Annotated in this window: 9 protein-coding genes; 4 read left to right on the top strand and 5 right to left on the bottom strand. The window is 54.7% G+C overall.

Going from position 1 to position 15,660, the window contains the following annotated elements; all coding sequences use genetic code 11:
- Positions 1 to 51 precede the first annotated feature (51 nt).
- Positions 52 to 1,299, top strand: coding sequence for a hypothetical protein (locus tag H142_RS0113500; RefSeq protein WP_026148074.1), 1,248 nt, complete (start codon positions 52 to 54; stop codon positions 1,297 to 1,299).
- Between the two features lie 15 nt (positions 1,300 to 1,314).
- Here the strand turns inward: H142_RS0113500 and queG are convergent, their stop codons facing one another.
- Together queG and H142_RS15895 are read right to left on the bottom strand one after the other, a co-directional pair.
- Positions 1,315 to 2,349, bottom strand: a complete 1,035-nt coding sequence (gene queG, locus H142_RS0113495; RefSeq protein ID WP_017932685.1) for a tRNA epoxyqueuosine(34) reductase QueG — start codon at positions 2,347 to 2,349, stop codon at positions 1,315 to 1,317.
- A 138-nt stretch (positions 2,350 to 2,487) separates the two neighbouring features.
- Complete coding sequence (locus H142_RS15895) at positions 2,488 to 3,558, bottom strand: cation diffusion facilitator family transporter (RefSeq protein WP_017932684.1); 1,071 nt, start codon at positions 3,556 to 3,558, stop codon at positions 2,488 to 2,490.
- 292 nt (positions 3,559 to 3,850) lie between these two features.
- On the opposite strand from H142_RS15895, the gene H142_RS0113485 reads away from it, so the two are divergent.
- Genes H142_RS0113485 through gltB form a run of 3 tightly spaced genes read left to right on the top strand, consistent with a single transcriptional unit; the run spans position 3,851 to position 10,220 of the window.
- Positions 3,851 to 5,278 carry an NAD(P)-dependent oxidoreductase gene (locus H142_RS0113485; protein ID WP_017932683.1) on the top strand — a complete coding sequence of 476 codons (1,428 nt, stop codon included), beginning with the start codon at positions 3,851 to 3,853 and terminating at the stop codon, positions 5,276 to 5,278.
- A gap of 4 nt (positions 5,279 to 5,282) precedes the next feature.
- On the top strand, positions 5,283 to 5,708 hold the full coding sequence (locus H142_RS0113480; protein ID WP_017932682.1) for a GFA family protein: 426 nt from the start codon (positions 5,283 to 5,285) through the stop codon (positions 5,706 to 5,708).
- On the top strand, positions 5,709 to 10,220 hold the full coding sequence (gltB, locus tag H142_RS0113475; protein WP_017932681.1) for a glutamate synthase large subunit: 4,512 nt from the start codon (positions 5,709 to 5,711) through the stop codon (positions 10,218 to 10,220).
- Between the two features lie 20 nt (positions 10,221 to 10,240).
- On the opposite strand, the gene H142_RS0113470 is transcribed toward gltB, so the two are convergent.
- The 3 genes from H142_RS0113470 to H142_RS0113460 all read right to left on the bottom strand — a co-directional run bounded on the left by H142_RS0113470 (position 10,241) and on the right by H142_RS0113460 (position 15,223).
- Positions 10,241 to 11,458, bottom strand: a complete 1,218-nt coding sequence (locus H142_RS0113470; RefSeq protein WP_017932680.1) for a vWA domain-containing protein — start codon at positions 11,456 to 11,458, stop codon at positions 10,241 to 10,243.
- Positions 11,459 to 11,543: 85 nt separating this feature from the next.
- Positions 11,544 to 12,518, bottom strand: a complete 975-nt coding sequence (locus tag H142_RS16560; protein WP_017932679.1) for a Gfo/Idh/MocA family protein — start codon at positions 12,516 to 12,518, stop codon at positions 11,544 to 11,546.
- The gene (locus tag H142_RS0113460; protein ID WP_169331868.1) at positions 12,515 to 15,223 is read right to left on the bottom strand and encodes a M1 family metallopeptidase; all 2,709 of its coding nucleotides are present in this window, start codon (positions 15,221 to 15,223) and stop codon (positions 12,515 to 12,517) included. The genes H142_RS16560 and H142_RS0113460 overlap by 4 nt, the downstream gene beginning before the upstream one ends.
- Positions 15,224 to 15,660: the final 437 nt, after the last annotated feature.

Raw genomic sequence — 15,660 nt, 5'->3', positions numbered from 1 at the left:
TTTAACCCGTATGGCTGAAGCGGCTATACAAAATCGAGTAAGGACCTAACCATGTTAACATCCACATCATTTAAACATCTTCCGGCTATCGGTATTTTATTGCTTGGCAGCGCAGCGTTTGCGCCGCTTGCCACAGCCCTCAATCCGACAGGCCTGACCGCCTTGCCCACCAACGCCCAACCCGGAGAGTGTTATGCCCGCGTTCGGCACGGCGCGAAATACGCCACCGAGTCGCAAATCGTTGTGATACAGGACGGCTATCAGGGATATGACGTTCAGCAGCCTGTGATTAAGACGCGTCAAGAGACGGTCATGACAAAAGAGGCCAGCGTGCGCTACGAAGTGCGCCAGCCGCAATATAAAACCATCAATCATGATGTTATGGTACGCCCATCCTATGAGACACTTTCAGTCTCTGAGCCGCGGTTTGAAACTGTGACCGAAACAGTTCAGGTCAGCGCTCCGCGCCGCGTCTGGAAACGTGGAAATCCCGGGCAGCTTATCGCCCAAGGCTATAATGTGCTCTCAACTGCAGGCGGTGGATATGGCGCCTCCGGTGGCAGTTACGGGGCGCAAAATAGCAATACATATGGCAGCGGTTACAACGCGCCAGCCAATGCCCAACATTGTGGATCTAATTGCGAGATTTGGTGCCTTGTCGAAGAACCCGGCGAAGTCCTCACCTATAACCGTAAGGTTTTAGCGAGCCGCGGTGAAGTCTCACGCCTGCGCGTGCCGCCCAAATACACGACTATTCAAAAACAGGTGGTGAGTGATCCCGGCGGCGTTCGCGAAATCCCGATCCAGGCTGAATATGGCTCCGTTACATTCGAAGATATCATCGCGCCCGGTCAGGTTCAGTCTACCGATTATCCTGAAGTCACAGATACAGTCGCGCGTAAGCGTTTGATTGAGAACGAGCGCTATGAGTGGATGCGGGTCATTTGTGACACGGGTCAAATCATGCAGCCGGGCCATTCCTATTCACAGCCGCGTACCGTCGGATCCTTGTCCGGCGGCCCGACGCAATCTTATACGCGCACGACCAATTACAGCAGCAGCGGTGCGTCAACAGGCATCGTTTATGGCGGCGGCGCGGCCAGCGGGCAGGGCGCAGCGACAGGGATAAGCTATGGCAGCGGTAGCGCGTCGGGCTATCAGGCCAGTCAGCCTTCGGCCATGATGTATGGCTCGTCCAATAGCGCGCAGCCTGACTATGGTATGATGGATTATACCAGCCCGTCCACGCCCCGCACATATGGCGGCGAAGGCATGAATTATACGAATAGTCCGCAATAGGCTTTTAAAAGCTCTCTAACCTAAGCGCGAGGCGGCCCATTGGGCCGCCTCTGCCACAACTGGGTCAGCGTCATTACCATGACCCCGCGCAATGCTAGCCAGCTCCGCTAGGCCTGAGTTCCCGATGGCGTAGAGCACATTTCGCAAAAACCGTTTATGGCCGATGCGCTTAATCGGCGAACCTGAAAAATATTTGCGGAATTCCACATCGGTCAGTGCGGCCAGTTCAGTCAGTTTTGGCGCGTTCAGATCTTCGCGCGGCAGCAGCTTTTCATCCTGCGTGACGCGGGCGTATTTATTCCACGGACAGACCGCCAGGCAGTCATCGCAGCCATAAATGCGGTTGCCCATCTTCTCGCGCAGCTCAATATCCACCGCTCCGGCATGCTCTATCGTCAAATAAGAGATGCAGCGCCGGGCATCGAGCTTATAGGCTGACGGAAACGCATTTGTGGGGCAAATATCAAGACAGGCGCGGCATGAGCCGCAATGATCGGTTTCCGGCGCTAGAGCCTCGAGATTGGCGGCGCTGAGGATGACGCCTAGAAATAGCCAACTGCCGTAATCGCGGCTAACCAGATTGGTGTGTTTGCCCTGCCAGCCCAGACCGCCGGCTTGCGCGAGCGGCTTTTCCATGAGCGGCGCGGTATCGATAAAAACTTTAACATCATGCCCTGTATCACGGGCGAGCAGGGCGGCCAGCTCTTTGAGCTTGCCTTTGATCAGGCTGTGATAATCGCGGTGGCGGGCATAGACGGAAACCGTGCCGCGATCTGCATGCTCCAGCGTAGCCATAGGATCCGTGTCGGGGCCATAATTATAGCCCAGCGTGATAGCGGACTTCGCCTCAGGCCACATGGCCAGTGGATGACGGCGGCGATCCGCTGTCTCTTTCATCCACCCCATCGTCCCGTGATAATCTGCGGTAATGAAATCATCCAGACTGTCGCCGGGCTGCGACCCATATGTGGCCAGATCAACAATGCCAAAATCAGCAAAGCCTAACTGCTTCGCGCGCGTCTTTAGCGCTGTAAGGGGGTCGCGCGTCATCTACTGACAGACCCTAGCGGTTTGCGCGGAGACGGTCAGGGCAAAGGTTAATAATAATGCGCGCATGATAATCCTTAATTGTGAACAGAACACCACAGGTGACAGCGACGCGCAAGAATTCTGTCCAGCCCGGCGGGGTTACGTCGTATCTTCATGACGGCGAAAGCGGCTATTGCCATGGTCATGCCCCGCCGGATCAGGATGAATAGTGACATCTGCAGCGGGGAATGCCGCTAAAATACGGGCCTCCGCCGCGCAGATAATGTCATGGGCATCGAGCAGGGACAGGTCGGAGGAGAGCTCGGCATGCATTTGGATATGGACATGAGGTCCCGAGGCGCGCGTGCGAAGGTCTTTAATTTGCGTTATCCGGCTGTCTTGCCCTGCCAGCTCAGATATAAAATGCCGCTCGCTGGGCGGAAGCTCTTGGTCCATAAGCTGGTTAAAGGCCAGCCGTCCGACTTTGAACGCCGTATATACCAGCCATAGGGCGATCAGCAGCGCGATAATGCCGTCCGCACGGGCAAAAGGCGTGAATGCGGCTAGCGCTACGCCGATAACAACGGCGATACTGGCCGCCATGTCGGACAGATAATGCGCGCGGTCTCCGGCTATGGCGACGCTCCCTGTTGCGGCGATAGCGTGACCTTGGGCCATAAGCAGCCAGAAGGTCATGGCGATGGCAAATCCCATAACGACAATCACGGACAGGCCATGTTCTACAATTTGCGGGTCCATAATGCGGTGAACGGCTTCCTCGCCAATATGGCCGGCCGAGAAGAGCACCAAACACGCTTGCAGGACGGCGACGAACCCTTCGGCTTTGCCGCGTCCATAGCTGTGGGTCGCGTCCGGCGCGCGGGCGGCGTAGCGCACACCAAAAAACGTAGCCAAGGCCGCGGCGAGGTCCAGCCCGCTATGCACGAGTGACGATAGCACACCGACAGAGCCTGATTGCTCCCAGATAAAGAATTTCATGACAGAGAGTATGACGCCTACAGCAACGCTATAACTCGTAATGCGGCGGGTGATGCGCGCCGCCTCTTGAGGATCAAGACGTCCCGGTGCGGAAAGCCCTCCCAATACGCCGATTTGCGCGGCGACGGGGGCGCGGCCCGCTGCAGACGGATCATGCAAAGACGGATCGGCGCAGTCATGGCCCGGCATCTCTACCTTCGACACTGTTTCGTCTTTGGAATTAGAAGTCATTAGGGTTCGGACAGGGCCTTTTGATGCCGGGCTAAATTCAATCCGCGTATTGTTATACCATTACGATTGGGGCGTCACGGCTTATATTTACTCACTTCGTATTCAAAAAAATATAATATCAGTAAATCTTACTAATAGAAATAAATTTAAATTTATATAATAAATACAGTATGTTGTAGAGATTTAAAACTGATGATATATAAAATAATGACAGAATGTCGCATATTGCCAAAGGAGCAAAAATACCGTAAAGACTGCGCTCACTCCCATTGTCCGATACTGAAAGACCGTCATGCCTAATAAAATGCTGCAATTTGTAGAGGTCGAGCGTGATATGCCGGCTAAGCGCCCTGCGCAGCAACGCCGTGATGATTTTCTGGAAATCTACGGCGACTATATTGATATCAAAGCCAAAGAGCAGGCGAGCCGGTGCAGCCAGTGCGGCGTGCCATTTTGTCAAAATCATTGCCCGCTACAAAATAATATTCCTGATTGGCTGAAACTAACTGCAGAGGGCCGTACGCAGGAGGCTTACCGCGTTTCTGCGGCGACCAATAATATGCCGGAGATTTGTGGACGTATCTGTCCCCAAGACCGGCTTTGCGAGGGTTCCTGCGTGATTGAGCAATCCGGTCATGGCACAGTGACCATCGGTAGCGTCGAGCGCTATCTCTCCGACACGGCATGGGAAAATGACTGGGTTGAGCCCATCGCGCCGCGCCGCGAGCGCCCGCACTCCGTCGGCATTATCGGGGCAGGCCCGGCAGGGCTGGCCGCAGCGGAGCAGCTACGCTGGCAAGGCTGGCAGGTCACAATTTATGACCGCCATGACCGCGCGGGCGGACTTTTGATCTACGGCATTCCGAATTTTAAGCTGGATAAAGAGATTGTGCAGCGCCGCACGAGACGACTTGAAGAAGGCGGAATTAAGTTTGAGCTGGGCGTGAATATCGGTACCGATATCAGCTTTGATAAATTGCGCGAAAAACACGACGCCGTGCTGATCGCGACAGGCGTCTATAAGGCGCGTGACTTGACCGTACCTGGCGGCGGCGCAAAGGGCGTTTCTGCGGCGCTGGATTTTCTCACCGCCAGCAATAAGCGCAGCCTTGGCGATACAATTACCGGTGAGACGGCTGAGAATAAAAATGTTGTCGTCATTGGCGGCGGCGATACGGCTATGGACTGCGTGCGCACAGCCGTGCGCCAAGGCGCGAAATCCGTGACCTGCCTGTACCGTAGGGACCATGCCAATATGCCCGGATCACGCCGCGAGACAGCCAACGCGATTGAAGAGGGCGTCATATTTGAATGGCTGGCGTCGCCTAAATCCGTTCACGACCGCAAAGGCCTAGCCTCATCGGTGCGCGCAGACCGCATGCGTCTGGGTATTAAAGATAAATCCGGACGCCAAGCGCCTGAAGCGATCGAAGGCGCGGACTTTGATGTTCCTGCCGATATGGTCATCAAAGCGCTGGGCTATACACCTGAAGATATGGCGGTGTTAACTGAACAGTTGACCACAACGCGCTGGGGTACAGTGCGGGTCAATCCGCTGACCTATGAGACGAACCTGCCCGGCGTCTACGCGGCGGGCGATATCGTGCGCGGGGCCTCTCTGGTTGTGTGGGCGATACGCGAAGGCCGCGACGCGGCAGAGCATATGCATGGCTATCTTTCCGAAATCGAACGCAGCGCGCAGCTGCAAGCGGCGGAGTAAAAAGATGTCAGACTTAAAAGGTCGATGTTTGTGCGGCGGCGTGACGGTCACGGCAAAAGGAAAATTTACTGAGGCTGATGCCTGCCATTGCAAAATGTGCCGGCGGCAGAATGGGGGCGGCGCGTTCTACGCGGGACATTTCGAAGGTGGCGTCAATTTCGAAGGGCCGGGTCTCGTCTGGTATAGCTCGTCTGATTATGCAGAACGCGGCTTTTGCGAGATTTGCGGGTCAACGATTAGCTGGCGCATGAATGCCATGCCGGATCAGGCCAGTGTCAGCTTGGGCCTGTTTGATGAAGCGCCCGGTCAAATTAGCAGCCGCATATTTACCGATGAAGCGGGTGAATATGAGCAGCTGCCCCAAGATGTACCGCACAAGACCGGCGCGCAAGTGATCGCCGAATTTATGGCAAAACAGGAAAATAACTAAATGTCCGAATGGCTGAAAAATTACGAAGCATCACGTCAGGTTCTGATGGACGCCAATAGCTATGACCCGGCAATGGAGCATGATGCCTGCGGCGTCGGTCTTGTCGCCAGTCTTGAGGGCAAACCCCGCCGCGACGTTGTTGAAAAAGCGATTGAAGCGCTGAAAAATATTTGGCATCGCGGCGCAGTTGACGCTGACGGTAAGACCGGAGACGGGGCGGGGATACGCCTTGATATTCCGCAGGATTTCTTCCGCGCACAGGTCGAGCGCGCAGGCCATAAACCGCCCAATGCCAAAATCGCCGTCGGGATGATCTTCATGCCGCGCACGGATTTTGCTGCGCAGGAACGCTCGCGCACCATTGTTGAAGCTGAGCTCTTGCGTGAAGGGTTTTATATTTATGGATGGCGTCAGGTGCCGATCAATCTGGATGTGATTGGACAGAAAGCCAAAGACACCCGCCCGTCTATTGAACAGGTGATGTTTCGCGACCCCAAAGGACGCAAGGGCGATACGCTGGAACGCGAGCTTTATATTGTACGCCGCCGTATTGAAAAGCGCGTCATTGAACAGGCGATTCCGGCCTTTTATGTCTGCTCTCTATCTGTGCAGACGATTATTTATAAAGGTATGTTCCTCGCGCAGGATATCGATAATTTCTATCCCGACCTCAAAGATGAGCGGTTTGTCTCCCGCGTAGCACTCTATCACCAGCGCTACAGCACCAATACATTCCCGCAATGGGCGCTGGCGCAGCCCTTTCGCATGATCGCTCATAATGGCGAAATCAATACGCTTAAAGCCAATGTCAATCATATGAAAAGCCACGAGATTCGCATGGCCAGCCGCGCCTTTGGCGAACAGGCGGATGAGGTGAAACCGATTATCCAGGCCGGCGGTAGCGACAGCGCGGCGCTGGATCAGGTGTTTGAACTTCTGGTGCGCGCGGGGCGTAATGCCCCGATGGCGAAAACCATGTTGGTGCCCGAAGCCTATTCCAAACGCGGCGACCTCATGCCCGATAGCTGGCGTAGCCTATATGAGTATTGCAACGCTGTGATGGAGCCGTGGGACGGCCCCGCCGCGCTTGTCGCCTATGATGGACATTGGTGTATGGCCGGTCTGGATCGCAATGGGCTGCGGCCTTTGCGTTATGCACGGACGCGTGACGGCCTGCTGGCCGTGGGCTCTGAGACAGGTATGTGCCCTCTTGACGAGGCCGATATTATCGACAAAGGCGCGCTGAAACCCGGCCGCATGATCGCGCTGGATTTAGACAGCCCTAAATTTTACGATAGCACAGAAATTATGGACGAACTGGCGGGGTCGCGGCCATATAAAAAATGGCTTAAATCCTCCGTCAATTTGGATGAAGAACTGATAGGCGACGAGCCTGCGCCGCATTTCTCCGGCGAAGCGCTTTTGCGGCGACAACTGGCTTGTGGCCAGACGCTGGAGGATATGGAATTAATCCTGTCGCCGATGGCCGAAGACGCCAAAGAGGCCATTGGCTCTATGGGTGATGACACGCCTCTGGCCGTTTTGTCTGATCAATACCGCCCTCTCTCACATTTCTTCCGGCAGAATTTCAGCCAAGTCACGAACCCGCCTATTGATCCGCTTCGCGAAACCCGCGTTATGGGGCTGAAAACGCGGTTTAGAAATCTGGGGAATATTCTGGCTGAGAGCAAAGCCCAGACCGATAAAATGTTTGTTCTGGACAGCCCCGTCTTAACCAATGGCATGTATCAGCGCTTTACGGATATGATGTCCGACTTTGTGGCTAAAATTGATTGCACATTTCCAGTTCCCGAAGTCGGCGCAACGCCGGGCGCGGGCCTGCGCGTCGCGCTGGATCGGATTAAATCTGAATGCGAGGCGGCGGTCAAATCCGGCGCGGATTATGTCATCCTCACCGACGAGGCGCAAAGCGAGGAGCGCATCGCCGCGCCGATGATCTTATGTGTCGGGGCCGCGCAAACCCATTTGCTAGAGACGGGACAGCGTACATTTTGCTCTATCATCGTGCGCAGCGCGGAATGTTTGGACACCCATTATTTTGCCGTTCTGATCGGCGCGGGCGCGACATGCGTTAATGCTTATCTGGCCCAAATCAGCCTGCAGGACCGCGTAGGTCGGGGCCTGCTTGATATGAGCGAGACGGAGGCCGCGCAGCGCTACCGCTACGCTATTGAGCAAGGACTTTTAAAGATTATATCCAAAATGGGTATCTCTGTGATTTCGTCCTATCGCGGTGGCAATAATTTCGAAGCGCTTGGCCTGTCCCGCGCTCTTGTTGCGGAATGCTTCCCGGGCATGAGCTCGCGCATTTCCGGCATCGGTCTGGGCGGGCTGGAGACAAAACTGACGCGCGTGCATGAACGCGCCTTTGATCCGTCTGTTGTCAATTTGCCTGTGGGCGGTCTGTACCGCGTGCGGGCCAAAGGGGAACGCCATGCCTATCAGGCTGAGATGATCCATATGCTGCAACATGCAGTCAATACGGGGGATTACGCACTTTATAAAAAATATGCCGACGTTGTGAATTCGGGTCAGCCGATCCAGATTCGCGACCTTCTGGAAATCCAATCCGATACCGGGGCCATTCCGCTGCGTCAGGTGCAATCGATAAATGAAATCCGTCGCCGGTTCTGTACGCCGGGCATGAGCCTTGGCGCCTTATCGCCCGAAGCCCACGGCACGCTGAATATCGCTATGAACCGCATTGGCGCAAAATCGGTTTCCGGCGAGGGCGGTGAAGACCGCGCGCGCTATAAGCTGCTGCCGAATGGCGATAACCCGAATAGCGCGGTCAAGCAGATCGCCTCAGGCCGTTTCGGGGTTACTGCAGAATATCTCAACCAGTGCCGCGAGATTGAAATCAAAGTCGCCCAAGGCGCAAAGCCGGGTGAGGGCGGGCAGTTGCCGGGCTTTAAAGTCACGGAAATGATCGCAAAGTTCCGTAATGCGACGCCCGGCGTAACGCTCATCTCACCGCCGCCACATCATGATATTTATTCCATCGAAGACCTCGCACAGCTGATCTACGATCTTAAACAAATTAACCCGCGCGCGCGTGTTGCTGTTAAATTGGTCGCGCGGACTGGCGTTGGCACAATAGCGGCGGGCGTGGCGAAAGCCAAAGCGGATATCATACTGATTGCCGGACATAATGGCGGGACGGGCGCGTCGCCGCAAACCAGCCTCAAATATGCGGGCATTCCATGGGAGCTCGGCCTGACCGAAGCCCACCAAATTCTCAGCCTGAATAATCTTCGCGGTAAAGTTACGCTGCGCACGGATGGCGGTCTTAAAACCGGACGCGATATTGTCATGGCCGCGCTACTGGGCGCGGAGGAATACGGAATTGGCACCCTGTCGCTGGTCGCGATGGGCTGCATTATGGTGCGCCAGTGCCACAGCAATACATGCCCCGTTGGCGTCTGCGTTCAGGACCCGCGCCTGCGCGAAAAATTCACAGGCACGCCGGAAAAGGTCATTAACCTGATGACCTTCATCGCCGAAGACGTGCGCGAGATATTGGCGAGCATGGGCTTTAGCTCGCTTGAGGAAATCATTGGCCGCGCCGACCTATTGGCCCAAGTCAGCCGCGGCGCTGCCGAGCTGGACGATCTGGATTTAAATCCCGTTCTGGCCCGTCCGGATAATAATCCGGTGATTAGCTCACGCGCCAGTCGCAATGAGGTTCCGGACAGTCTGGACGCGCAGATTATCCGTGATGCGCGGCAGGTGTTCGAGCGCGGCGATAAAAGCGAGCTGATTTACGCCGTGCAAAATACGCAGCGCGCGATCGGGACACGGACAAGCTCAGAGATTTACAGCCGTTTCGGCGCGGACGGCCTGCCTGATGGGCAGCTCTCCGTGCGCCTGCGGGGCAGTTGCGGGCAATCGCTGGGCGCATTCGGCATTAAGGGATTAAAACTGATTGTCGATGGCGACGCCAACGACTATGTAGGAAAAGGGCTCTCCGGCGCGCATATCGTGCTTAACCCGCAAGGACTGTCGCCGATTGAGCATCATACCAGCGCGATCATCGGCAATACCTGTCTCTACGGCGCAACCTCGGGATATCTGCTGGCGTCGGGACGCGCAGGCGAGCGTTTCGCTGTGCGCAATAGCGGCGCGATTGCCGTTGTCGAAGGGCTGGGCACGAATGGCTGCGAATATATGACAGGCGGAACTGTGGTTATACTCGGCTCCGTAGGTGATAATTTTGGCGCGGGCATGACCGGCGGCATGGCCTATATTTACGACTATCAAGACCGGTTCGAACGCGCCGCTAATCCGGACAATATTGTCTGGCAGCGCCTGGACTCCCCGCATTATGAGGAAGAGCTCAAAGATCTGGTTGCGCTACACGCCCGCGAAACAGGGTCAGAATTTTCCAAAAAATTGCTGGCGGAATGGGCGCTGGAGAAAGACAAGTTCTGGCAGATTATTCCAAAAGAAATGCTGACGCGGCTTTCCGTTCCGCTCTCTGACGCGGCATAGGATAGCGCGTTGAACCGCCCTTAACGGGTAAGCCGCACATTCAGAATTTCTGATCCGATATTACGGAAAATTTGCTGGAGTTCAACTGAATCTCTGGCGTCATTATAATGAGCCGGAGTGGTCGCGCATTCGCGTAAGAGACCCTTGGTGTCGGCGCTCGTCACTTCAAACGCGATCGTGTAAATTTCTGTTCCATCGCCTTTGGCCCGTCGACACGCCAGAAGCGTATCTTTGTTTGTGGCGTCTAATTTATAAGTCTCTGACTGGCTGGCCCAGACATGTTCTTCGCCGGATAAATAAAGCGTATTCTCCCCATCGGTCATGACAATCATAATTTTGCTGACGTTTTTGTCCGGCTTAGCGCCTTGGGCAAAGGGTTGCTCATAGGAAAGAACGCGCTGCCCCCACGCAATACCGGCCGGCATATAAGTGGCGCCATTGGCAGACAGGGAATTAATTTTTGACGTCAAATTGCTATAGTCTGTCGTCAATGGCACAATCGGATTAGCACATGTTTCATTTAACATGGCGGGAATACGCGTTCCGTATCCCCCATCTGTGATATTCAGAGGGCGATCCCGGGAGCCAACACAGCCGTTCCAAAAACGGTTTTCACTCGAGCTTTTCTTGATTAGTTTTTGAGGCAATAACAGCCAATATGGATTTTGTGAGACGAAGTCGGGTGATATATTTACATAATTGGAAAATGGAACCAAAGCCAACTTACTATTAGCCCCGCCTTGAGAAGATATGGTGTCGACCAAGGCGTTGGCGGCCCCCTTCAATCCCTCGATTTTACTTCCGCCCATTGACCCTGTGACGTCCAAAACCATGACGACTTCGGCCTGTCTTTCTTGAAACAAGAGTGATTCAGCCTCAGCATTAATGCGGACAGTCTTCTTACCGAACAGCCCCATAATGACCGGATTATAAATACGTGTTGCCCAAACCCGCACTTCATTATTTGCGGTAATTTCAAATTGGGGTTGGAATTGAGTGACCTCAAACCCGTTTTGCTCCATCGCAGCTGTGACGAGACTCTGGCGATCCAGAAGGGTTGTCGCATCTGATTTAGCGAGCGCTAACACTGCGGCGTCAACTTGTCCTTGAAGCACGGTTTGCATGGACCTGATCTGGCTGTAATCTAACGCCATACCAATTGCACTTAAAGCTGCAAAACAGCTTACTGCAAAAAATACTGCTGTATTGCCGGATTGATCTTTTAAAAAATTACGCATGAGGGCCCCTACTCAAAGCTATTTCGAGGATAATATAGGAAGGGGCATTAATTTGACGCCTAGATTTAAGGTTAAAATTGAGTTGTCAGCCCATGCCCGCCGCGGCGTAAATCGCGTCTATAGCCGCCATTTGCACGATAAAATCGGCGGGCTTAATGACCGAGTCCGGATTGGGATGACGCCAATTCTCAATGAAATAATCCAGTTGCGCACGATAACTCGTTGGCTCCAAAGGCACAGTGCTTTGCGTTATATTGTGCGGCGTCACATGGTAAAAGCTATGACCGTTTTGCGGCGATACAAAATGCTCCAGCGCCAAAGAGCCGCGCTGGCCATGGGCCATAATAAAGACGCTGGGATCATCGCGATACACCTCGTCCATGGAGCATTCAAGACTGACCGCCACATCGCCGCAGCGCATTTGCGTCCATAAATTGCGATCCACGCCGTTGTAAATTTCGGCGCGCGCGGAAATATTTTCAGGCTCTCCGAATAAGGTACGGGCGGCATGAAGGGGATAGCATCCCAGATCCATCAGGCCGCCGCCGCCCAGCGCGCGGTCAAAGCGAAGCTCGCCGGGCTTTTCGGTCACCGCAATATTAAATTTGCCTTCAAAAGCGAAGATATCGCCCAGATCACCATTTTCAATGCGCTGCTGAAATTCCTTAAATGCGCCGTGAAATTGGTAATGAAATGCTTCCAGAATATAGGCCCCGCTCTTGGCGGCCGCCTCGACCATCATGCGCGCTTGACCGGCATTCATTGCAAAAGGCTTTTCACATAAAACGGCTTTTCCCGCAGCCAGAGCCGGAACAACAGTTTTAACATGCACGGCGGGCGGAAGAGCATTATAAACAATGTTGATCGCAGGATCAGCGGCGATCTCGTCATAACTGACCGCGCGGGCGGGCAGATCATGCTGCGCAATATAGGCGCGGCCGCGCTCTATATTACGGCACCCTACGGCAACTATCTCAATATCGCCGCGTGCCTTGGCGGGGGTGATAAAGGCGCGCGGCGCAATGCGCGACGCACCCATTATGGCGGCTTTAATACTCATTTTCGCCCTGCGAGCGCCTGCGCCATCTCTTCGGCTTTGGCCTCTTTAAGCGCGGCGCAAAGCTCTATGCGCTCAACGGTCTGCGCAAGGCTGCGTTCATAGCCCGGAATTATCGCGGCTTTGGAGGTAAAAAACGTCGTCGCCGCAGACGCGGCCTCAACGCTGCATCCGGGGGCAAAGCCCGGCATACCCGGCTTGCGCACATCGGCCACGCGGGTTGATATAAAGGCGTCGAAATTGGCTTGAAACCAAGCCCATGTTTCGTCTTTAATCGCGTCATTACCCATCATGACAGAGAGCAGCGACGTAGCTTGGCGGCCTGTCATCGCCTCTGTGTCATTCAGCGCAAGGTCGCGCAGTTTCGCTGCAATTGCCGGATCAGTCGTGCTGCCCAGCGCGCCAATCGCCGCGCCTTTCTCAAAGGCGCTACCGGAATTGGCCATCTCCAAAAGCGGGGCGTAAGCCTCATCGCCGCGGGCTATCATTACGGCACGCAGCGCACGCGACAAAAGGTTCGGCGCAATGGCGGATTTATTGGGCTCCCCATCAAGGCCAAGATAAGCGGCGCCCTGTCCGGCAAATCCAGCCTGCATAGCGCGGTCATCGCCATAGCTAACAAGGCGTGCAGCCAGATCAGGAGCGAGCAAATTGCCATCTGTGGTATCGGTACCGACTGTGCTGCGATAGCGCTCGGCATACATGTCGCGGGTCAGCTTGGCGACTGCGGGGCGACTGTCTTCGGCCAGATTGTCATACATCCAGCCCAGATAATTACCGGCTTTATTGGCAATGTCATATTCAGGATGCGCGGCCAGCGTTTTCATGCCGGTCACAAAGACAGAAGAGTTGACATCTCCAGCGCGAAAACCCGCTTCCAGACTGTCTAACATCGCCAAAGTTTCGCGCTCATTAAGCTGATCGGAATTGGCGAGCAGAGCTTGCCAGCCGGCATCGTCTAAGGAAAAGCGGTAATAGCCTGCGCCATTTTCATTGAGCATAACCCAATCGGCGCAGCCCGGTTTCTCGGTCGCGAGAACGGCCTCGCTGTCTTTCATCAATGTACAGGTTTTCAGTGTCGTGCCGTCGGCATAGCCAAATTTCGCGCAGACGGGAATGTGCCAGCTCTGACCCTGCCCGGTTTTCGAGCCGAGCGGGGCGTAGCGCGACTGGGTTAATGAGACTGTGTTCGTGACCGCGTCGCCTTCGCCGCTACAGTGTAGCGCGCCTTTGACCAAAGGCAGACCCGGTTGATCGACAAAGCTTTTCATAGCCGGAACAACCTCAGGATTGCCGGAGCCGTCCGCGATCGACTGGAAGAAATTATCGCCTGTGGCGACGCCGTCTTTATAGCGGTCCATATGCAGGCGCACGCCGGCCTTAAATTTGTCTTCGCCTAAATAAGACTCGAACATCGACAAGACGCCGCCGCCTTTGCGGTAGGTGATGCCGTCAAATTGATCCATGACGTTTTCGGTGCGGGCCAGTGGTTCGCGCACTTTGCGGGTGGTGAAGAGCGAATCCGTTGTCATCGCGCCGAGCGAAGCATTGAGCGTCACGCGATCATAGCCGCCTTCGGGCTGCCATAAATCAATGCCCTTATTGCCCATCCATGTGGCAAAGGCCTCGTTCAACCAGATATCTTCCCACCAGACGGGCGTGACCAAATTGCCAAACCATTGATGGGCCAGTTCGTGACTGTGCACGCGGGCATAGGCGCGTTTTTGCGACAGCGGCGCGTCATCATCAAGCAGCAATAGATATTCGCGGTAAACAATCGCGCCGGGATTTTCCATTGCCCCGAAGGCGTATTCTGGAGCCGCAATCAGGTCGAGTTTTTCATAAGGATATTCGGTGCCGAAATAGCCTTCCAGCGCGGTGAGAATGCCTTCAGTATTTTCAAGCGCGTATTGCAGACGCGGGCCTGAGCCCTTGGCAGCAAGGCCGCGCAATCGAAGCGGGCGCGTGCGGATCTCATTGGCGGGAATATCACCAAAATCGACAACATCATATGGGCCTGCCCCAAAGGCGATCAAATATGTCGGTAGCGGGCGGGTTGTTTCAAAATTATATCGCGTCCAGCCATCTTCATTAACGGCCTCAGTCGCTGCGGGCGTGTTAAAATAAACCACATTTTCAGATGGTGAGCTGATTGAGACGTTAAACGGAACTTTAAATTTTGGCTCATCAAACCCGGGAAAGGCTTCGCGCGCGCCGACAGGTTCCATTTGCGTCACAATATACGCCTCTTCGCCGCGCTCGACTTTATAGGCGGAGTTGAGCGACAGATTATAAGGTGTCTCATAGGGGAGGGTGAGCGTCGCCTTGCCCGCAGGGACGACCTTCTCAAAATCAATACGCGCCACGCCGGACGGGGCTTGCGATGCATCAATTTCAGTGAACACACCGACAAAGCGTTTACGCCCGGTTTCAAGCGTGACCTCGCCCACAATCATGTTTTTACCATGGAGCCAGATGCGCTGTGTTGGCTCTTTGATATCGACATTAATTGTCACTGTCCCTGACAAATTATCGGCTTGCGGATCAACACGAAGGTCCAGTGTATATCCGGTTGGGATAACATTATCGCCAAGCTGGGCTTGCGGCGTCTCTGCCTCGAAATAAATACTTTCCGGCTCTTGATTACACGCTGAAAGGGTCACGGCCGCGCCGGCAAAGATGGTAAAAACGAGGGTCGAAAATCGCATGGTCATATCCTGCAAATTGAATTTACAGGAGCGTAACAGCCCCTATTCGCGCGGGCAAGCGAAAGGGCGCCGGGCAGGACGGCGCAGGTGGCGCTTTGCTTTGTGATGTCGGATTTCGCGGTGCTCTAGCTGACCTACGAGGCCGGATAAAAATGTAGGTCAGCTAGAGCGCAGCGAACGGGGCCGCCCGCACGGGCTGACAGGCGTAAGCCCAAGCATAATCCCTTCTGTCATCCAGAGCCGCAAAGCGGCGAAGGATCCATGCCTGGGGGCCGCGTCTCTAAATAATTTTGCACGTAACAGAACCCTCTAGGAATGGATCCTTCGCTGCGCTCTGGATAACGAAGGGGGTGAGTGTGGTATGTCTATCTCAATAATCTATCTCTTCATCTCGGTTATTAAAAAGGGCGTCTGTGCGGGACTTTGAAAAAGCAGGA

Origin of the sequence: Robiginitomaculum antarcticum DSM 21748 (assembly GCF_000365025.1) — a bacterium.
Classification (GTDB): domain Bacteria; phylum Pseudomonadota; class Alphaproteobacteria; order Caulobacterales; family Maricaulaceae; genus Robiginitomaculum; species Robiginitomaculum antarcticum.
The sequence above is the reverse complement of the archived record's forward strand: the minus strand, read 5'-3'. Positions and strand labels throughout refer to the sequence as shown.